Genomic DNA, 20,374 nt, shown 5'->3' with positions numbered 1-20,374 from the left:
CTTTGACCAAGAGAGCCATAAGGAGATTTGGCAGAACGAGTGCCATTGACATGAACAACCGAAAAATCATTTTTTATCTCAGCAACCTGTTCTTTTATGGTTTGGCCGCGGTAGGCCTCTCTTTGATTTGGGGTATGAATTTGAAGGATTTTTCCCTTTTCCTGTCTTCTACCTTAGCTATATTGGGCGTTGGGTTTGTGGCCCAATGGTCCATTCTTTCCAACTTGACCGCCAGTGTAATCCTCTTTTTTAGTCACCCGTTGCGTTTGGGGGATCGGATAAGGGTTTTGGACAAGGATTTTGATTGGACCGGAAAAGTTGAGGATATTAGCGGATTTTATCTTTTTATGCGAACTGATGATGGCAGAAGAATTACAATTCCCACCAACTTGGTCATTCAAAAAGGCATTGAAATCTTACAGAATCACGATACAGATTCCAGTGAAGAAGAAATTATTGAAAATTGATAGGATGCGCCACTATGCTTAGTGACGCATCCAAAACAACAACCAAGTAGCAACCCAAAAACCACTACTTTACGTTCAATAAGCCTTCATTTTAGAGTTTACAGGCTTAAAATTTGATTTTCCTTTAATGGTCCCAATTCGTAAATAGCCCCTGTCAATTCTTGCTTTAATTCCTTCACCTTGTCTAGGTTCCCATTTTCCTTATAGATTTCTGCAGCTTGGGTAAGAATAGCTGGTTCAAAGGTTTTGTCCCAGATAAAGTTCTCTACCAACTCCAAGGCTTTTTCTTTTTCCCCCTTTTTCAGATAACTGTAAGCCAGGAGTCCATAAGACTCTGGGGTTGGCCTATTTTCCACTTCACGTTGTGCCAATTTTAAGGCCTTCCCATTAACTTCCATACCAATGAGGAAATCTACATTATGGGCATTATACATTTCTCCATACCCTTTGTCCCCAACTCTCTTGTGATAATTGTCCAAAGCTTCCAGTTTAAGGGCTTCATTCCCAATAAACTCTGCAATTTCTGCCTTCAGTAAAAAATAATCCGGAGATTGGTTTTTCTTTATGATGGAATCCATTATTCTCAATGCCTCTTTCCCATCCCTTTCGTGGGAATATACAATCCAAGCAATCCCTTTTTTGGCATAGGCATTCTGGGGATCCATCTCTAAAGCTTTCAGATACAGTTTGTACGAATCTTCTATTCGTCCAGCATGACCATAAAAATCGCCCAAATTGGTGCTGGACCATAACATCAAATCTTTGTTTTTTGACATCTGCGCTCTTTCATAAGCCTTCTCCATGAATCGGATAGCAGTATCCAAATCACCTTTATGATCATTCCATTTGGCCAACCGAATCAGGTGTCCAAAATCTGACATATTTCGAATACTATCCAAATATGTATGGGCCTCCTGGTAATTACCCAGTTCCATGTGCACATCAAACAATAGGGATTGGGATGCATTGACCCCGCTTCCTTGCTCACGGGCTGCTAGGGCTAAATCCAAAGCTTCTTTAAATCGATGCTGTGAAATGTAATTTCTGGCCAAAGCTCTTAGATAACCAGCTTTCCCCACTGCGGCCACATCCACGGCCTTTTTAAGGGATTGTTCTGCCATCTTCAGGTATTTGATGTCTCCCGTTCCCTGAAAATATCTACTATATTCCCCAGCTACATTGCCTAGGCTCAGTATCTGCAAACTATCTTGCTTTATTTTGGAATCCCAAAGCTGATAATACTTTGAGGTTGTTTTCATTGGTTCTGAGGCCAAAAAGTGATTGTAATCATTCTGGTCTGTTTTAAAGACCTTTTCTTGCTGACATGATAGCAATACCATCGCCATTAAGAATATGAGTTTGTATTTTGTTGCTTCCATGATTCTGTTGTTGTTTAGTATGAAAAGGGAGAGGACATGTCCTCTCCCCTCTTCCCTTTCATAGCGATTACTCGGGATTTCCCAAGTAAGGGAAAGTTGTAGAAATATCTGCTGTTAACGAAACCCCATCGGAGGTCAACCTGGGTAGGTCGGCCATGCCATCATCATCCAAATCCTGACCACTGAACCTATCCCCTTCCATTCCTCCAAAGAAAAGAATCAGGGATACATCAATAATATCATCATTGGGGTGTCTTCCGGTAAGGGCCAATTCGTCTCCATCCGGCACCAGAATACGTCCATCGTTATCAAAATCAGTACCTGGATTAAAATATGTAGTAGGTAGGTCTGGGGCCACTTCAAGAACATCTGCTGCCAATACCGTGGTCAAGGTGGCTGCATCCAGTCCCAAAATATTGTTCTCATAATCAACATCAGCAGGATCTAGACCCAATTTAATGGCATAAACATCATGGTACTGTTCCAACCTTGCTTGAAATCCAGCTTGGAAAGTAGCCGACATCTCGGAAGGAATAGTAGTATTATGGGCATCCTTCACACTGGCCTCTCCTTCCATATCAAAACTTAGGGTAGTATTGATCCCCGGACGGCCTATATGATCCACTTGGGCGTAGGTTCCCGAAAAATCAGTTCCCATCATGTCATCATCGTCCATCATCATATCATCATCCATGCCCATCTGGATAGGGGTTTCATCATCATTACTACACGCAATGACTAAACCAAGGCTCAAAATCAACGTTGCTGTATATATCTGTTTTAGTCTCATGTTCGTCTATGTTTATGTTTATTGTTTTCTGTTAGTTGTTACCCAAGTCTTGTATACCGTTAACCCTAGGGCATTAGTGGCCGTAGGTGCTCCCAACATGGCATTGGGTATCTCTACAATGATGGAGAGTGTGTTGGCTCCGTCAAAAGTATCGGCAGCCTCTTCTGGGGGAAGGAACCCTCCCGGAGCTGAATCCATTTCCGGTGAGATTACCGCATTGAACTGGAAGAAATCAAAAAAGAATGGGTCTTGTCTGGGTCCGGCGAATAGTGAAACTCCATTGGTAGTTTCCACAATGGGGGTTGTTCCAGAAATTTCCACATCTCCTAAGGGTGAATCCACCAGAACCTGACTGTTGAGTCCTGTCTGTGAAGGTGTGGCAGGCCCAAAAAAGTACATTCTACCGTCCCTGGCAATGGCTTGAATAACTTGATCTTCGACCAAATCGCCATCCAAATCAATATTGATTTCAGTGAGCACGTCTTCATCGAAAGTCCCATAGGCCAATTCTGGCAATACGTTGGATTGGACATCTACCACAAAAACCGTATTGTCTGAGCCTTCACTGGGCTCAAAGGCATAAAAATCGGCTATGTCTGCGGTGGTTCCTGCGGTTGAAGGTGCATCGATATGATCTGCCGACACCAAAACGACTGCCGAGGCGATCAGTACCCCTAAACCCACTAAATAACTTGTTGTTTTTTTCATCTTACTTGTTTTAAAAGGTTTTCTACACCTCTACCTACGCAACTATTTCTGCAGCGGTTTGGTCTTTAAATGTTAAAAAAAACTTAATGGATTTTTAATGTCTCGAATGGGAATTAAATCTCATTAAGTCCTATAATTGTTTTACTTTGGTATGCAAATAATCATCCCAATGAACCCTTCTGCATCTGGATGGATCAAGAAGTTTGGTCACCTTGTCGCCAAAAAATCCGCTTATTTTACCGATTATGACTCGCTTTACCGGGAGTTGAAAAAAAATGGATTTGTATATGGCGTACATTTGGACATCCCTTCCTTTATAAAAGCAGAACATGTGCTGAGTGAAGATGAGATTGCAAAAATAAATCTGCTTACCTCGCTTTATTTTACCTTCCAGTTTGAAAAAGGAAAGACTTCCTTTGAGAACTTCATCAATACCGTGTTCAAGTATTATCAGTCCTTGGAAGTGGGACGCATTTCATTTTTGAGCAAAATCCTCAGCGGAAAACAAACCCAATCGCAGTTGGAAAAATTGATTGATTCAAGGATTTACCTTGGAGGAAATACATTCAATAGGGCTCTTGGCAGTAGTCTCACCAATTCCTTGCTCTTCGTGGATGTATTGATTTTTAGAACATATCTACAATCCAGTGATGATTTTAAGGAACATGCCCAATTACTGGAATACGTTACCATAAACATCGCCTACCACACCTTAAATTCGAAACAAGCTAAAAAAAAGGACGATAAACTTATTCAGCTTTTGGATGCCTCCCTAACTTATGTGGATTTGGACAAAGCAAGGTTTGATGGTTCTTATTTAAATCTTTTGGAGCAGAACTTCACGGTTTTTGAAAAGGATTATTTTTTGGATATGGCATGTCTGACCATTTGGGAAGATAAGTCGGTGGACTATACCGAATCTGAATATATTTTTGGCCTTGGAACGCATCTTGGAAAAACAAAAAAAGAGGTGGGGGAAGCTCTGGAATTTGTGAAAAATTTCTTTGAGGAAAACAAGGAGAAAATAACTTATTTAAATGACAAAAATTTAGCTGTTCAATTCTATGATGGCATGTCCAAAAATGTTAGCAAACTTATTTTAAGGAACAGCAAAAGGCTTAAAAAAGAACTGGAAGAAAGTAGGGAATTAATGACTCTTTTATCTAAGTCAACCGTGAAGGATTTAACGGAGGAGGAGAAGAAAAAAGTTCAAAATCAATTGGTCGATATTTTTAAAAGTATCCCTTCCTTAGCCATTTTTATGCTACCTGGCGGGGCGGTGCTTTTACCTATTTTTATCAAATTGATTCCCAAGTTACTCCCCTCCGCCTTTGACGATAACCGCATTGAGGAAAATTAAGCTTTTTATATAAAAAAAGTCACTATAAGTTTTATTTATAGTGACTTTTTAATTCTATTAAATTCAATTAAATCAGCATGTTAAATAATATTACTCTAACCAAAGCTTAAAGTCTTTAACACGCTCTCTACTTACAATGATTTCTTGCTCGTTAAAGTGGTTCAGCTTGATTTGAAGCCTTGAATTTGTATACGAAATGATATCTTTTATATAATTTATGTTGACATAAAACTTACGGCTTACCCTAAAAAAAATCTTCGGGGATAACTCCTCCTCCAACTGTTCCAAGGTGGTGTCCAACAAATAATTTCTACCATCTGAAGTTGCCGCATACGTTCCCTTGTTCTCGCTGTAAAAACATTCCACTTCATCTGCATTTACAATCTTGAGATGTTGTCCCACTTTAACCGTAAATCGTTTTTTGTATTCCCTTTCCAATGGGTCTATCAACAACTTTTTTATATCGTTGAAATCCACTGAAATTTTTTGTCCGCTAGGCTTAAAATTCCTGTACTTTTTTACCGCCTGTTCGAGCTCCTCATCGTCTATGGGTTTCAGAAGGTAATCAATACTGTTCAGCTTAAATGCCTGGAGTGCATATTCATCAAAAGCGGTGGTGAAAATAATGGCACTATTCACCTCGACCACATCAAAAATTTCAAAGGATAGCCCATCGGATAATTGAATATCCAAAAAAATAAGATCGGGGTGCGAATGGTTTTGGAACCATGCAATGGACTCATCCACGGAGTGCAACATGGTGGACACTTCCACTCCCAACTCGGCCAACAATCTACCCAACCGTCTTGCGGCAGGTTTTTCATCCTCAATGATGATTACATTCATTTCTTAACTAATTTATTCAAGGATCAAAGTACTTTTTATAGGTATTTGTCTATTTCGCTTGCTTCCCGCTCCATGATTTTTTTAATCTGCCGTTCTTCCCAAGTTCTTAGAAATTCTATCCGATATCTAAACAAATACACAACATGCACCAGCAATATTAAAGCCCATATTATAAAATTAACATGGACCCAATCAAAATACTGTAATTCTACCCGAACCCCATCAGGCAGTAAGGGAAGTAATATGCCCGTCTTAATCAAATAAAGGGTCCCGTTCACCACAATAAAAATCATCACATGCCTGTAAAAATCCTTAATCTCCTTAACTCTCTTGTAGGCCCTATCGTATTTGCTCTCCAAATTTTCCATTGGTCTATTGGTATTTACTGGCATCGTTCTTATCTTTTTCTATATACTTTTGAATCTGCCGCTCTTCCCAATTCTTTCCAAACAATATATTAAAACCAAAAACCTTGGCGGCATGGAAAAACAGTCCTATTCCCCATCCAAAAAGGGTGACAAAGTGAGGCCACTTCCAAAAAGAGTCGGAATTAATGTAGATACTCACCAAAATAAACCCATTTACAACCAGATAGACCGCAAGGTGTATATAGAAGGATTTTATTTCCTCGACCCGCTTTTTGGCCCTAGCAAACTTTTCTTTATCAAAATTTTCCATGATTATTTCCATTTAGTGGTTTCCTCCTCTTCTTTCATAAACTGTTTTATCTTTTTTTCTTCCCAACCTTTTCCGAAAAAGGGGTTTAGATTGAACGTGTCCACGGCATGGAACATAATTCCCAGGCCCCACCCAAAAGCGGCCCATAAAAACCACATATACCTAAAACCATTGGTAAAGTAGTTGATCAACGCCAATATTGACATGACCATGATGTAAGACCAAAGATGGGCGTAAAACTTTTTAAGCTCTTCCACACGTTCCTTGGCTCTTATGTATCTACTTTCCTTGTCCAAATTTTCCATTTCCTAACTTTTAGTTTCAGTTGATATAATTGTACCCCTTATTAAAATTCCCTGTTGTCCATAAACTCCTTGATTTTTCGCTCTTCCCAATCCTTACCCAAAATTGGATTATACCCTTGGGCGCAAAACCAAAGACCCATAAGACCAATTCCCCAACCAACCGCTGGAAAAATTATCCAAGGGTAACTGGTGGTCCTAAAATTCAAGTAGGCCAAAAGTGGGATTACGATACAGTATGCCAACAAGCTGGAGTAAAAAGACTTTAGCTTATCTACCTTCTTCTTTGCTTTAAGATACTTATTCTCGTTAAAGTTGTCCATATTTTTTCTTGTTTTTGGATTGATTGTCTTTATTTACACTTCAAAATTCAACATATACGGAAAGAGAAAGAAAAATTGGTTCGCGAACTGTCATTTAAACAGGATGAGCTGTGAGGGTTTGGAGATTGTAAAGCTTCGATACTATTTGAAAGTAGAAAAATCTGAAATCCAACATCTGACATCTGAGGTCTGAAATCTGAAAGAACTTAAAAAGTATCCTCATCCATAAACTCTTGGATTTTTCGCTCCTCCCAACGCTTGCCCCACAACGGGTTATACCCAAATGCCTCCATACCATGCATTAAAACCCCAAAACCCCAACCTAATGTTGGAAAAAACGCCCAAAGAAAATCTGTGGTCCTGAAATTGATCCACCACAAGAATGGAATCACAATACAATAGGTGATCAAGTTGCTATAAAAGTCTTTAATGGCCTTTACCTGCTCTTTAGCTTTGGCGTATCTCTTTTGGGCAATGTAATCCTTTTGTGTTTCCATAACGGTAAGTTTTTGGGTAAGCATGGGCAGGGAGACACTAAACTCCGAGGCTGATTTTTGAATGCTTACTTCGCGATCCGTTAAAATGTTATATCGCTGTTTTATGTTTTGAAGGCCAACCCCACTGCTCTTTTTCACCACCTGTTTTTCTTGAAGATTGTTGCTTACCACCAGCATTCCACCCACCTCACGAACTTTAATATGCAAAGGCCTGGAGGCGGTTACCACATTATGCTTGACCGCATTCTCTAAAAGTAATTGCAGTGACAAGGGAACTATTTTAGCCTCGGGTATGGAGCAGTTTTCAGGAATTTCAAAAACGATACTGTCCTCAAATCTCATTTTGAGAAGACGAACATAGGTCCGCGCGAAGTTGAGTTCCTCATCCACAGTGACCAAATCCTTGTTTTTTTGCTCCAAAACGTAGCGATACACTTTAGAAAGCGATGTGGTGAACTTCTGTGCCTGATTGGGATCTTCTTCAATAAGGCTTGTAAGCACATTAAGACTATTGAACAAAAAATGGGGGTCTAATTGGTTTTTAAGAGCATCAAACCTAGCTGATGCCGTACCCGCAATAATCTTCTGTTCCTTGACTTTTTTCTCCTGCCAATTTTTATAAAAATATGCGGCGTGAAAAAACACGGAGACCACAACCGTAATTAAAAGTGCAACAATGTAGAATATAGGTTCTTCTCCATTTACAAAAGCCTCCCAATCCTTTCCTTCAAACCCGACCCCGATTACAATACGTATCCAAAAAATACCAAGAAGCGTAAGTACAATTCCACCTATACCGCTAATGAGTATGCGGTATTTTCCATATTTTTTCCATACAACCTTATGGTTGATGTAATCATAATAGATGCTATTTATCAAGGTTAGTACAATGGAATACAACACATAATATCCAACTTCCCGAAACAACGTTGGTCCAAACACGATTCTTCTTCCCAATAGAGCCTCTACGCTAATAAAAATAACCGCTATCAATATGCCCAACCCCAAAGCGGTTAGCAGCAATTTCCCTATATATCGAACTGTTTTTTCCATTTACAATAGACCCGTATGCGCTTTAATACCGGTTAACCAATGTTAAAAGTAACAAAAAGGCGTGCGTTTTTCTTTATGATTGTTTTGAACCCTTCCATTCTTCCCCATTGAACACTTTTGTCTTGAAGAAAATGAGACTGTTCGTTTTTTGATTGATAGTGCAAAGCTGTCCATTTGACCCAAGGATTGAAAAATCAAAGTACCGAATTGTCATTTTTAGCAACTGGGCTGTAGAAACCAAAAAGCCCGGTGGGAGATTCCACCGGGCTTTATTTCAAATAATTGAAAATTATTTCGCAGAGTAGTCTTTATGGATAGCTTCTTCAAAGGCTTCCCAATGGGCGTCCGTCATCCTACCAGGAGTAAATAGGCAGATACCTGCTGCTCCATTTTCCATGGACACTTGAATGGCCTCTCCAATTTCTTCGGGCAATAATCCATGATTCTCTGGATCTTTTTCGTCACCCTTCTTTTCCGGTTTTGGACAAATGAACAGTCCGCTGTATACCGGTGCTCCGTCTTTAGCGGTGGCCACTTCCTCAGCAACCATTTCCCCAACCCATTTAGGGCCTTCCAAATAAAAATCATTGTAATTCATGGGATAAATGGCATCCAGGTTCCATTTTCCCCAATCCTGTCTCACCAATTTTTTTGCTATGGATGGGCCAGGAAAAACAGCTCCATTGATTTTCTTGTTCTTGGAATGCACCACTTCGGTCAGACGGTTTACCATACTGGTGATCAAATCATATCTAAACTGTTTCCACTCCATAACCTGGGAAGGATCTTCAGCTTCAAGAATATCAATCCCTGTTTTGTCTTTAAATGTTGATGTACAGTCGTCACAGTAACAGTAATCGAATTGTGGAAACTCCCTATCCATTACCAAACCGTACTTGTCCCATAGGCCACGAGCCAAGATCACATCAGGAAAACGAATATAATCCAAATGGATACCATCTACATGCTCAACCTCGGCAACACTACCATAGAGGTCGGCCAAAAAGTTATACACGCCTTCCTTGCTTGGGCATAAAAAGGTATAATGTGAAACATAGGCAGGCTTATCAAAAGCTGACTCACCTTTGCCATTAATAGCATACCATTCTTCCTTCAGCTTTGGATTCTTGCCCTGTACCATGGTAGGAATCCATGTATGAAACTCCATTCCAGCTTCTTTCACAAGCTTCCCAACCCTTCTGTAAGTTTCAGGGTCGTGTCCGCCATTGTACATAAGCCCATCGATGCCCTTTGCCTTAAGGTCGGCAAACTTTGCGGTCAATTCTTCATCCGTGGCTTCACCAGGCCCATAATCCCAGGCATAAACAGGGATTTTAGTCTTCGTTGGAGACTCTTTCTCCCCTTCTTTGTCTTTGCATGACACAATTGTGATGGCCAAAACCATCAACATTAAAAATTTCTGCATCTTTTGTTTTTTTGATTTAGTCAGGTATGAATTTAATTAATCCCAATGGCAATAAACCCAAAATTTAGACCAACAACATTACAAGCCAACCCAACGTCCGCCAAAAATATTCTTTCTTTTATATAAAGCATAAGAGCTTGGTTCACACCATCCTTGGATGTCTCAAAATCACATTGACAACCTTTTCTTCATCTTCCCCGTGCAACCCTCCAATTTTTCTTATGTCCTTAGGTCGAGTGAATCAAAAAACGATTTAGTCTAAACCTATAATTCAAAAAATCACAAATGAAACAAAAAAAGAAACGGCATGGCCCGCTATTATGGCTTTTGGGTCTATGTCTATCATTGAGTCCATCGCTCATGCATGGGCAAAACAATTTTACCATTAGTGGAAAAATTTCGGATAGTTCCAATGGGGAGACCCTATTTGGCACTTCCATTTTTCTACGTGGTACCGATATTGGTGCCATTAGCAACGAATACGGATTTTATTCCATCAGTGCTCCACAGGGAAGCTATACCCTCGTGTTTTCGTATATGGGTTACAACGAAATGACCCGAGAGATTGTTTTGGACCAAAACATGACCCTTGACGTGGAATTATTGGAAGCATCCACCCAGCTTGATGAGGTAGAGGTCACCGCTGAAGAACCGGAACGCGCCCTACTTCGCAAGCCCGAAATGAGTGTTTCCAAACTCAACATAAAAACTGTAAAACAAATGCCTGTTGTTTTGGGCGAAGTGGATATTATCAAGTCTTTACAGATTCTCCCCGGGGTTACCAACAATGGAGAAGGTTCCAGTGGGTTTCATGTACGCGGAGGAGCCGTGGACCAAAACTTGGTGCTTCTGGATGAAGCCATTATATACAACACCTCCCACCTGCTGGGTTTTTTCTCCGTTTTCAATGCCGATGCCGTAAAGGACCTTAAACTATACAAAGGGGGCATTCCTGCAAGGTTCGGAGGACGGGTATCTTCCGTTCTGGATGTGCGCCAGAAGGATGGGAACAGTAAAAACTTTGCCATGACCGGTGGAATTGGTGCCATTTCCAGCAGATTGGCCCTTGAAGGGCCCATGTTCAACGACCGTGGGTCTTTCTTGGTTGCTGGTAGAGGCTCCTACGCCCATCTATTTTTAAAGCTAGCCGGTGAGGACAACAGTGCCAGTTTTTACGATCTTAACCTAAAAACAAATTACAACCTCAACAAAAACAACAAACTCTACCTTTCGGGATACTTTGGGCGAGATCTTTTCAATTTTGGGGGTTCTTTTAGCAGTAGTTATGGGAATGCTTCGGGCAACCTTCGTTGGAACCATATTTTTAATGACCGTCTATTTTCCAACCTCTCCCTGATTTTCAGTAACTATGATTATGAATTGGGAATCGATTTTTTTGATTTTGATTGGGTTTCATCCATTCAAAACTATAATATAAAGTACGATCTTAAGTATTATTTCAGTGATGCCTTCAAACTCGATTTTGGAGCAGGAACCATAAAGTATGTGTTTGATCCCGGAAGGATAAAACCCACTGATCCAAGTTCTGCCATCAATGAACTACAATTGGACAAAAAACGTGCTTTGGAGAGTGCAGCCTATATTAATGCGGAACATAAGCTTACGGATAGATTAACGGCGCAGTATGGCATCCGCTTCAGCCATTTTAACCGGATGGGCGGACAACCCTTGAACGAATATCTAGATGATAGACCTTTGGTCTACAACAGCACGCTTCGTATTTATGAGAGGCAAGACCCCATCAATGAGGTAAACTATAAAAAAAGCGAGAGCATTGAAACATTCAGCAATTTGGAGCCTCGTGTTTCCTTGGCGTACCAACTCAATGAACTCTCATCGGTAAAATTGGGATACTCCAGAGCAGCTCAGTACATTCATCTATTATCCAATACCTCTTCGGTTACTCCCATTGATGTGTGGACCCCCAGTGGCAAATACATAGAGCCTCAGCTTTCCGACCAATTTGCCTTGGGCTATTTTAGAAATTTTAAAGACAAGGTGTATTCCATGGAGGTAGAAACCTTCTATAAAACAGTGGATAACCGAATCGACTATATTGATGGGTCCGACTTAATCGGAAACAACACCATTGAGCGTGAGATTTTAAGCGGTGAATCCAGAGCATACGGGGTTGAACTATTGCTTCGGAAAAATGAAGGTGTCTTTACGGGGTGGTTGGCCTACACCCTATCCAAATCGGAACAAAGAACACCTGGCGGAGATGCAGGTGGGCCAGGAATCAACAATGGTAATTGGTACAGTACTCCGCATGACCGTACCCATGACATCTCCCTTACAGGAGCCTATGCTTTAAACGATAAATGGAGTTTCGGGGCCAATGCCATTTTTCAAACCGGAAGGCCAGTCACTTATCCTAATGGTCAATACCAATATGAAGGAATTTCCATTGCCAACTATTCGGAACGCAATGCAGATCGTTTACCTGCTTATCACAGGTTGGATATTTCCGCCACCTACCAACCTAATAGGAAGCCGCAAAATAGATGGAAAGGCGAATGGGTCTTTGGCATTTACAATGTGTTCAATAGGAGAAATGCCGCATCCATATCCTTTGGTCAGAACTTGGAAACTGGAGCCAATGAAGCCAGTAGAACTGCCATTTTCGGGATAGTTCCTTCTGTAACGTACAATTTTAAATTTTAAACTCATGAAATCATTTTATAAAGTTTGCATTGGCCTATTATTCTTGGCCGCATCGTGCACCGATGTTATTGATGTAGATGTTCCCGAAGGCCCAGAGCGGTTGGTCGTGGAAGCTTCCTTGGATTGGGAAAAAGGAACCTCAGGGAATAATCAGACCGTGGTATTGAGCACCTCGACCCCATTCTTTGCCGAACAAAAATTTGCTCCTGTTCTTGGGGCTTCTGTCAAAGTCATTAACTTGGATAAATCCACGGAATTTGTGTTCGAAAGTCAAAATAACGGACAGTACACCACCTCATCTTTTGTACCTATCGTGGGTGACACCTACCGCCTAGAGGTAATTTACAACGGTGAAACCTATACGGCCACTGAAACCCTGTCCCCCTTGGTTGACACTATTGAGGTAACCCAATCCAAGGACGCCGGTGAGGATGAAGACGCCCTTGAAGTAAATGTCACTTTTAAAGACCCAGAAGGTCTTGGGAATTATTACTTCCTTCGCTTTAAAAGTCAAAATGACCTGTTGCCCGAACTCTATTACATCAAAGACGAGTTCATTGATGGCAATACGGCCACATTTTATTATGAAAAAGTAGAAGGCGAGGATAGTGTGGAAGAATTTGAACCCGGAGACTTGGTGGAAATTGCCTTGATGGGCATTTCGGAACAGTACCATGATTATCTCCGTCTTTTGGTAGACCAGTATGAAAATGCCGGAACCCCGTTCAGCCCTACACCGGTTCCGTTAGTTGGTAATTGTGTGAACATGGACAATCCCAACAATATTGCCTACGGGTATTTTAGGGTAACTGAAGTTATTCAAACCAGTTACACTTTTCAATAATTCAAATAAGCATTCCCTTTCCATTGGTCTGGGAATGCTTTCTTTTCTTTTTCCCGGAACGTAAAATTCTCCTACCCCACAAATTGCCCCCTACACCATACATTTTGCGTGGGAAAAACCAGTGTTTTGACTCATTTTTAGTTGACTTCACGCATTTATCCAGTCTTTTAAGTGATTCATATACAGTTTTTTACTATATTTATTAGAACCGACTGTTTACAACCTCCCCCTTGCATTCTTCTCGGCAAGTCCCATTTCTAAATAGATTTTTGTACTTGCGCACCATGTTGATTCACGACGCTAGAAATTAAGCAAGTTGCCTTTTGACTACAGATTTGCATAACCCGTAAATCAATATTTTGAAAACATCAACAACTCTGGTTGATTCAACCCTTAAACATTGTGCAAAACATTCACTGCACATGGAATACTTCATGGGTATAAAAACATACACTATAAGGATAAGGCTTGACTTCTCCAATTACACATCGCATTATAACCTATCCCCTGACCCTGTGGTCGGGGTATTTTTTTTACTAACCTAAAATCAACAAACAATGAAGAAAATTCTTTTATCATTTGCAGCACTGGCTCTGTTAATCTGTGCTTGTCAACAAAATTCCGTGAGATATACACAGAATTCACCAGAGATTGATACTGTTAAAAAATTGATTGCCAATTATGACAGTAAAAACTATGATACCAGCATGTATGCTGATACCTCCAAGACCTACTACAATTCCAATGATAATGCCATGTCGGCCGCCCAAACCATGGATTACCACAGGGAGTCCGAAGTAAATTATGCGTCCAGAGGGTTCAAAAGTGATCATCAAGAATATGAGATGGTGGTTACCGATGATGGTGAAACATGGGTGAACTGTTGGTTACAATGGAGGTGCACCCTCGCAGCCAACGGTAAGGAAATAGCCGTTCCCGTCCACTTGACCCTCCAATTTGTAGACGGCAAAATTGTTAAGGAATATGGCTACTGGGACCCTACCGAAATTGTATTGGAACTCCAAAAAATTGAAGCTGAGGCGAAGATGATGGAGGAAGAACAAACAGAATAATCACAAACTATACTAAAACTAAACACAATGAGACGATTACTTTTAACACTAACACTAGCGCCAATTTTAATAATGGCCCAACAGACAAATCAACCACCAATCTTTATGAATGTGATGATGACCCCACATCCAGAAAAGATTGAAGCATTTGAAGCCGGAGTAGCGGCCCATAACAAGAAGTACCACACCAGTGACCCAGGTCAGGTAAGTGTATTTTGGGTGGCCAGCGGCGAAAATTCAGGAAAATATGTGTGGAGTATGGGTCCAACTTCATGGGCGGCCATGGATGATGTGAGCAATTACGATGATGCACATACCCAAGACTGGAATACCAATGTAGCCGCAAATGCACTGGCAAAAATGGAAACCACCTATTGGAAAAACGACCCTAAGCATTCCAATTTCAGCAGGGATTTCAACCTAAAGAACCTGTCCATTTTTATGGTGGATGTAAAACGGTTCAAGCAGATGGAGTTTGCTTCTATATTGGATCGCGTGTACAAAGTGTTCAAGACCAAAGACCCAGACCACCAGTGGGGAACCTACTTCAACGAACTTCCCAATATGGACGGGCAAGATTTTGTTTGGGTCGATTTTTTTGAAAAATCAGCTTGGATGGGAGAAGAAGATAAGTTTATGCAATGGTATGAAGAAGTCCATGGCGCAGGCACCTTTTCTGGTTTCCTAAAAGATGTTGAAGCTGCCACAAATGGTGACCGTGGCGAACTGTGGATCTATAGAGGTGACCTCAGTGGTTCAAGTGGTGAGGTGAAGTCAAGGAGTAGCGGTCAGTAATTTTGTAGGATTTCAGCTTCAAAAAGACACCAAAGGATTGCATTTCATCGAAAAAACGGGGTATGGACGCGGAAAGAAGCCATTTTCAGCGTACCTATAACATGAACCTATTAATTAAACCCCATACGATGAGAACAAAAATCTTTATTTACGCACTGAGTTTTATCCTTTTTGCATTTATTGGCTGTTCAGATGACGCTGAAAACGGCAACACAGACACCATGGGAAGGTTAACAGTTCAGTTGACCGATGCCCCTTTTCCGTTTGATATGGTGGCAGAGGCCAATGTCACTATCTTTAAAATAGATGCAAGGTTAAAAGACGGCGAAGATGACAATGAAGAAATGGAGGATGAAAGTGGTTCTTCCTTTGTTACCTTAATGGAGGAGGAAATTTCCGTTAATCTTTTGGATTTGACCAACGGAACCACGGAAACCATGGCCGATTTGGATGTACCCGTTGGCACATATAATCTTATACGAGTATATGTGAAGGGTGTAAACGTGGTTTTGACCGATGAACGCACCTTTGACCTTAAGGTTCCAAGTGGTGAGCAGACCGGGATTAAAATATTTATTGATCCTGCTCTTACCGTAGCAGGTGGTTTATCCAGCGATTTATTGTTGGATTTTGATGTTAGCCGCTCTTTTGTAGCCAAGGGTAATGTGAATTCTGTTGATGGCATCACAGGATTCAATTTCAAGCCTGTAATCAAGGCCAGTAACCTGTCCACCGCAGGTACTTTGAGTGGTGTGGTCACCACCATGGATGGGGAATCTTCCGTTGCAGTGGAAGACGCCCAAATTTCTGTGTTGGATACAGACGAGGAGCCTGTAATCTCCGGAGCTACCAATGTGGATGGAAACTATGCCATAATGGGACTCAATGCCGGCATCTATAAAGTATTTGCCTCTATGAACGGATTTGTGAACACCGATACCGTAGAAGTTGAAATTGTAGCTGCCAACAAGACCATACAAGACTTCATTTTGGAAGCTGAAGTGGTTGAGGAAGGCAACTAGTCTCCTATTGATATTGAACCAAAAGAAAGCGGGGCAATGCCCCGCTTTTTTATTTTTTACCTGAAATCGCATGGACACGTATTTGTATCTTTGGATTCATTATTCCATAACGTTACCATTCCATGTACATTCCGCATCATTACAAAAATGAGAATCTTGATGAAGTGAAGGATTTTTTAACCCAAAACAGTTTTGGTATCTTGATCAATACTGTTGATGGGAAACCTTGGGGGACTCACATTCCTTTAGAATTGGAGACCAACCAAACTGGCAAGGATATTTTGGTGGGTCACATCTCAAAAGCCAATCCACAATGGAAAAATTTCATAAGTCCTTCAGAAGTGTTGTGCATTTTCAATGGACCCCATACCTATGTTTCTTCATCATGGTATAAAGAAGAAGAGGTTCCCACATGGAACTATATTGCCGTACACATCTATGGAAAAGTTACCATTTTGGATGAAGAACAGACCATGGCTTCTTTACATAAACTTGTGGATAAATACGAGCAAAACTCAAAAAATCCCATTTCTTTGCATCAGATGTCGCCCAATACCTTACGCCAAGTAAAGGGGGTGGTAGGCTTCCAAGTTGAAATCACGGAGATTCAGGCAGCCTATAAGCTTTCGCAGACCCGAGTTGAGGATCATCCCAAAATCATCTCTGAGCTTAACGAAGTCAACGACCCCGGAAGCAACACCATTGCCGAAATCATGAAAAGACGAAAGTCTTGACGATTTATTCGTTATCCTGATAAATAGCATCGGCCCAATTGGAATATCGGGGATTGTCCACATGCATGATCCATATCTCGTCGGTATACTTGCCTTTCATTTTGGACTGATAGGCCGCATAGGCATCTTCATTTTCTTGATACTTGGCCAGATACACATAATTAAGACCATTATCAGGGTTTTTAAAGTATTCCACATCCAGTCCTTTTGCCTTCAGCTTATTCATAAAATCTTTCAGGTACCTCTCATTTTTAAAGACATTGGCCACAATATAATGCCCTTTCCCTACCCCATCCAAATTGATGAACTTTTCAATGGGCTTGTAATCTCCCCCAGAAAAGGAACCACTTGATTTTTTAACTGTATGGTTCTGATTATTGGTTGAGTTGGCAGCCAATTGCGTTTCTGACATACTCTTCGCCAAGGAATCCAGGTCTTCTGTATTGGCCAAATACAACTTTTGTGCTTTCGCTTCTATATCGGGTCTGGTATTTCCCGTTTGCTGCTTCACCATATGCATGACCATTTCAAACCGTTTTTCCAAATCACGTTGCCTATTCTGCTCCATAGAATCCATCCTAAAAATAAGCTCGTTGATCACTGCATAATTATCTTCTTGCTGTGCCCTTAATTTTTCCAACTGTTCTTCCCAAAATGCCAAACCCTCTTTGTTGGTAGGTCGCAAAGTGGTCTCCACATCCAATTTGCTTTTCTGAACTTCCTTTTTTGACTTTTTGGCATCGGCTACCAAAGTTCCCTCGATGGGCTTTGACCCATCGTTTTCCGTTTCATTGGAAACCATAACGTTCTTGGACAAGGTTGGCACAAAGGAATAAGCTATTGACACCTCGTGGGTAACGCCAAGATTTATTAGGTTGTTATTGATATTTTTTTCAAAATTATAGCCAAAGGAAAGTCTGCGGTTCAAGTTGAACCCTGTTCCGGCGGAAGCTCCATAAAACTGGTCGTATCCTCCTTGAATCCAACCCAATTTGGGAAGGTCCAAAATAACCCCACCTCCAAAAATGGGATCATTGCTTCCCGAAAATCTTGCCCTTGCCAAAGGCATTAGTCTACCGTCTTCCAAAATCCCGCGGCCATTTTCAAATTCATGGGTGAACTGAACATGTCCAGAAAAAGTCTTTTCCGAAATATTGGTCAAAGACTTACCGGATTTTATATTGTAATCCACCAAATTCTGGGCAAAGACCCCAAAATCGAACTTACCCAGGGAAAGGTTCAATCCTGGTTGAAAAGAAATGATGGAGTTTTCGGAAGCCTCATTCAACAAGGGATCATCCTCAAGTGCAACAGCCCTATCCGGGTCAAAACTACTTACATAATAAGGAATGTTCACCCCAAAGGTGAGACTGCTTTTTTGCCCCAATTGTATCCCATGGGAATAATTGGCCATTACTCCTAAATTGGAGATGACACCGGATTTTTGGTTATACAAGCTCATTCCAATACCAATTCTATCATTGACCTGACCGCTGTAGCTCAAAAAATAATTCTGGTTGTTGTCACTGAACTCTGCACTTTGACTCCTGTGGAAAAAGTTTACATACGATTTGTCTTCCCGTACCGCAGAAAAAGTAGGGTTTATTAAAAACCGATTGTATTTGAGCAAATTTTGGAATGGAACATCATAGCTCATATAGGGGTTACTATCTTGAGCTAGTATTGTTTGACTGCCAAACCAACACGAAAAAATAAGCAATAAGACGCCTTTAGGTCTTAACTGGTGGGGGTTCCATAAAGATAATAGTAGTCGTATTTCCATAGCCGATTGGAATTTGTAGGTTAAGATACCCGTTTGGGACAGGTAGGTGTTTTTGGTTTTGTCTCATTAGCAAGATTTGGGAACTTGTAAGAGTTTTATTACTAATATGAATCGTAATATTACGTAATAATTCGGTAAACAACCAATTTTTTCGTTAAACGGAAAGGTTTCTCGTTATGACAACGTTTTAAACATCAAAATATTGGCTACACCCCTCAAAAAAAGAATGTTAAGGCTTACAAAATTATAATTTGATTTTCATGGTTTACCTGTAATTTTGTAGATAGTCTTATCCTATTGCACATGACCGTAAAACCTAAAATAGTTCCATACTCTGATATTTATCGTACAGCATTCAGAGCCCTAAATGAGGAATGGATTACCAAGTACTTTAAGATGGAGGAAATGGATCGTGTCTCCCTCCATCATCCCAAAGAATATATTTTGGACAAGGGCGGTTATATTGCCGTGGCTCTTTGGGAAGATGAACCTGTAGGCGTCTGCGCCCTTATTCCCAGTAAGCAAGAAGGGTATGATTTTGAACTGGCAAAAATGGGAGTGTCGCCCAAAGCACAAGGAAAAGGCATAGGAAAACTTATTGGGCAGCACATTGTTGAAAAAGCAAAATCCTTGGGGGCAAAAAAGCTATATTTAGAGAGCAATAGGGTATTAAAACCAGCATTGGGGTTATACGAAAAACTGGGTTTTGTTGAAATAAAAGGTGTTTCCTCTCCCTACGAACGAAGTGATATTCAAATGGAACTTATTTTGGAAATCTGACGAGGTTCCTTCTTCAGGATTTTTATGAAAGTTTGCTGTAACCCAATGGGTTGCATTACCTATCAAAAATAGCTCTTCTTGTAATTATATTTTCACATGTCGCTAAAAATGAGTACCTTAAGTTAATCAACCTATAAATCCGTTTATCATGGGAACAGTAAAGGACCTCAACAAATGGGCCAACGCCCATACCTATTATCCATTGGATTTGCTTCGTGTTGCCTTGGGTGTTTTTCTTTTTATTAAGGGTATAGAATTTATGACAAACCACGAACAAATGGCGGTGATGGCCAGACCCTTTCAAGAGATGCCCGGTGGTATGCTTATTCTACACTACGTTACTCCAGCTCATTTTGTGGGAGGTTTTTTAATTGTGATAGGGTTATTGACCCGCTGGGCCGTGATTGCACAATTGCCCATTTTAATAGGCGCCATTCTTACCAATTTTCTTGGGGTGATGGATGTATCCAATCTCATTCTGGCAATTGCGATTTTCTTGCTATGTATTTTCTTCACAATCTATGGGTCTGGAAAGCATTCGGCGGATTATTATCTGAAAATGCAGCAGTAAAGACTCTTGGGACCATATCGAATGCCTGTTTTTCAATCAATGCACATTGAACACATCACTTTGTTCGCATCACTTTAAAACACTACCTTTAATTTGCTGTTAATCAACCTAAAACCAACGCCATCAAACGCATTGCCCTCATATTACTTTGCGTATGTCTTTCGGTAAACATTGCGGAAGGGCAGACAGGTATTATAGATAGTCTCCAAAAAAAATACACTTCCGTTGATTCTGATTCCCTTCGGATTCGAATCTTAA

The 20,374-nt window shown here is 40.7% G+C and carries 21 protein-coding genes; 10 read left to right on the top strand and 11 right to left on the bottom strand.

All coding sequences use genetic code 11. The annotated features are described in order from the left end of the window. The first annotated feature begins 50 nt into the window (after nt 1-50). A complete protein-coding gene (locus tag ACP14V_RS06255) occupies nt 51-467 on the top strand; it encodes a mechanosensitive ion channel domain-containing protein (protein ID WP_236640891.1) in 417 nt (138 codons plus the stop codon). 98 nt (nt 468-565) lie between these two features. Here ACP14V_RS06255 and ACP14V_RS06250 read toward each other — a convergent pair whose 3' ends face one another. The 3 genes from ACP14V_RS06250 to ACP14V_RS06240 all read right to left on the bottom strand — a co-directional run bounded on the left by ACP14V_RS06250 (nt 566) and on the right by ACP14V_RS06240 (nt 3,344). After that, nucleotides 566-1,846 (bottom strand): tetratricopeptide repeat protein, encoded by a 1,281-nt coding sequence (locus ACP14V_RS06250; protein ID WP_272609800.1) that lies wholly within the window; start codon nt 1,844-1,846, stop codon nt 566-568. Nucleotides 1,847-1,913: 67 nt separating this feature from the next. Continuing rightward, a complete protein-coding gene (locus tag ACP14V_RS06245) occupies nt 1,914-2,636 on the bottom strand; it encodes a DUF4331 family protein (protein WP_272609799.1) in 723 nt (240 codons plus the stop codon). 18 nt (nt 2,637-2,654) lie between these two features. Then, a complete protein-coding gene (locus ACP14V_RS06240; protein WP_272609798.1) occupies nt 2,655-3,344 on the bottom strand; it encodes a DUF4331 family protein in 690 nt (229 codons plus the stop codon). 169 nt (nt 3,345-3,513) lie between these two features. On the opposite strand from ACP14V_RS06240, the gene ACP14V_RS06235 reads away from it, so the two are divergent. Continuing rightward, nucleotides 3,514-4,704, top strand: coding sequence for an LETM1-related biofilm-associated protein (locus ACP14V_RS06235; RefSeq protein WP_272609797.1), 1,191 nt, complete (start codon nt 3,514-3,516; stop codon nt 4,702-4,704). A gap of 90 nt (nt 4,705-4,794) precedes the next feature. On the opposite strand, the gene ACP14V_RS06230 is transcribed toward ACP14V_RS06235, so the two are convergent. The 7 genes from ACP14V_RS06230 to ACP14V_RS06200 form a co-directional block, all read right to left on the bottom strand. Further along, nucleotides 4,795-5,550, bottom strand: a complete 756-nt coding sequence (locus ACP14V_RS06230) for a LytR/AlgR family response regulator transcription factor (RefSeq protein WP_272609796.1) — start codon at nt 5,548-5,550, stop codon at nt 4,795-4,797. Nucleotides 5,551-5,585: 35 nt separating this feature from the next. Next, on the bottom strand, nt 5,586-5,918 hold the full coding sequence (locus tag ACP14V_RS06225) for a 2TM domain-containing protein (RefSeq protein WP_272609795.1): 333 nt from the start codon (nt 5,916-5,918) through the stop codon (nt 5,586-5,588). 4 nt (nt 5,919-5,922) lie between these two features. Beyond that, the gene (locus tag ACP14V_RS06220; RefSeq protein ID WP_272609794.1) at nt 5,923-6,228 is read right to left on the bottom strand and encodes a 2TM domain-containing protein; all 306 of its coding nucleotides are present in this window, start codon (nt 6,226-6,228) and stop codon (nt 5,923-5,925) included. A gap of 2 nt (nt 6,229-6,230) precedes the next feature. Further along, complete coding sequence (locus ACP14V_RS06215; RefSeq protein ID WP_272609793.1) at nt 6,231-6,533, bottom strand: 2TM domain-containing protein; 303 nt, start codon at nt 6,531-6,533, stop codon at nt 6,231-6,233. Between the two features lie 41 nt (nt 6,534-6,574). Beyond that, a complete protein-coding gene (locus ACP14V_RS06210) occupies nt 6,575-6,853 on the bottom strand; it encodes a 2TM domain-containing protein (protein ID WP_136566102.1) in 279 nt (92 codons plus the stop codon). 206 nt (nt 6,854-7,059) lie between these two features. Next, nucleotides 7,060-8,403, bottom strand: coding sequence for a 2TM domain-containing protein (locus ACP14V_RS06205; RefSeq protein WP_272609792.1), 1,344 nt, complete (start codon nt 8,401-8,403; stop codon nt 7,060-7,062). A 289-nt stretch (nt 8,404-8,692) separates the two neighbouring features. Then, nucleotides 8,693-9,829, bottom strand: a complete 1,137-nt coding sequence (locus ACP14V_RS06200) for a hypothetical protein (RefSeq protein WP_272609791.1) — start codon at nt 9,827-9,829, stop codon at nt 8,693-8,695. A gap of 285 nt (nt 9,830-10,114) precedes the next feature. Here ACP14V_RS06200 and ACP14V_RS06195 point away from each other — a divergent pair, with 285 nt between their 5' ends. The 6 genes from ACP14V_RS06195 to ACP14V_RS06170 all read left to right on the top strand — a co-directional run bounded on the left by ACP14V_RS06195 (nt 10,115) and on the right by ACP14V_RS06170 (nt 16,982). Further along, the gene (locus tag ACP14V_RS06195) at nt 10,115-12,514 is read left to right on the top strand and encodes a TonB-dependent receptor (RefSeq protein ID WP_136566099.1); all 2,400 of its coding nucleotides are present in this window, start codon (nt 10,115-10,117) and stop codon (nt 12,512-12,514) included. Nucleotides 12,515-12,518: 4 nt separating this feature from the next. After that, nucleotides 12,519-13,358: a DUF4249 domain-containing protein gene (locus tag ACP14V_RS06190; protein WP_272609790.1), complete on the top strand. Its 840-nt coding sequence runs from the start codon at nt 12,519-12,521 to the stop codon at nt 13,356-13,358. Between the two features lie 557 nt (nt 13,359-13,915). Continuing rightward, nucleotides 13,916-14,431, top strand: coding sequence for a nuclear transport factor 2 family protein (locus tag ACP14V_RS06185; RefSeq protein ID WP_136566097.1), 516 nt, complete (start codon nt 13,916-13,918; stop codon nt 14,429-14,431). Between the two features lie 27 nt (nt 14,432-14,458). After that, on the top strand, nt 14,459-15,226 hold the full coding sequence (locus tag ACP14V_RS06180) for a hypothetical protein (RefSeq protein WP_272609789.1): 768 nt from the start codon (nt 14,459-14,461) through the stop codon (nt 15,224-15,226). 128 nt (nt 15,227-15,354) lie between these two features. Beyond that, nucleotides 15,355-16,248 carry a DUF4382 domain-containing protein gene (locus ACP14V_RS06175; RefSeq protein ID WP_272609788.1) on the top strand — a complete coding sequence of 298 codons (894 nt, stop codon included), beginning with the start codon at nt 15,355-15,357 and terminating at the stop codon, nt 16,246-16,248. A gap of 122 nt (nt 16,249-16,370) precedes the next feature. Beyond that, nucleotides 16,371-16,982, top strand: coding sequence for an FMN-binding negative transcriptional regulator (locus ACP14V_RS06170; protein ID WP_272609787.1), 612 nt, complete (start codon nt 16,371-16,373; stop codon nt 16,980-16,982). Nucleotides 16,983-16,986: 4 nt separating this feature from the next. Here the strand turns inward: ACP14V_RS06170 and ACP14V_RS06165 are convergent, their stop codons facing one another. Next, nucleotides 16,987-18,765, bottom strand: a complete 1,779-nt coding sequence (locus ACP14V_RS06165; RefSeq protein ID WP_272609786.1) for a PorP/SprF family type IX secretion system membrane protein — start codon at nt 18,763-18,765, stop codon at nt 16,987-16,989. A 303-nt stretch (nt 18,766-19,068) separates the two neighbouring features. Between ACP14V_RS06165 and ACP14V_RS06160 the strand changes: the two genes are divergently transcribed. Both ACP14V_RS06160 and ACP14V_RS06155 read left to right on the top strand, forming a co-directional pair. After that, a complete protein-coding gene (locus tag ACP14V_RS06160; RefSeq protein WP_313791642.1) occupies nt 19,069-19,545 on the top strand; it encodes a GNAT family N-acetyltransferase in 477 nt (158 codons plus the stop codon). A 148-nt stretch (nt 19,546-19,693) separates the two neighbouring features. Further along, nucleotides 19,694-20,116 carry a DoxX family protein gene (locus tag ACP14V_RS06155; RefSeq protein ID WP_272609785.1) on the top strand — a complete coding sequence of 141 codons (423 nt, stop codon included), beginning with the start codon at nt 19,694-19,696 and terminating at the stop codon, nt 20,114-20,116. Nucleotides 20,117-20,374: the final 258 nt, after the last annotated feature.

The organism is Flagellimonas alvinocaridis, from assembly GCF_965248585.1.
GTDB classification, from domain to species: domain Bacteria; phylum Bacteroidota; class Bacteroidia; order Flavobacteriales; family Flavobacteriaceae; genus Flagellimonas; species Flagellimonas alvinocaridis.
This window is presented reverse-complemented; position numbering and strand designations above follow the sequence as displayed.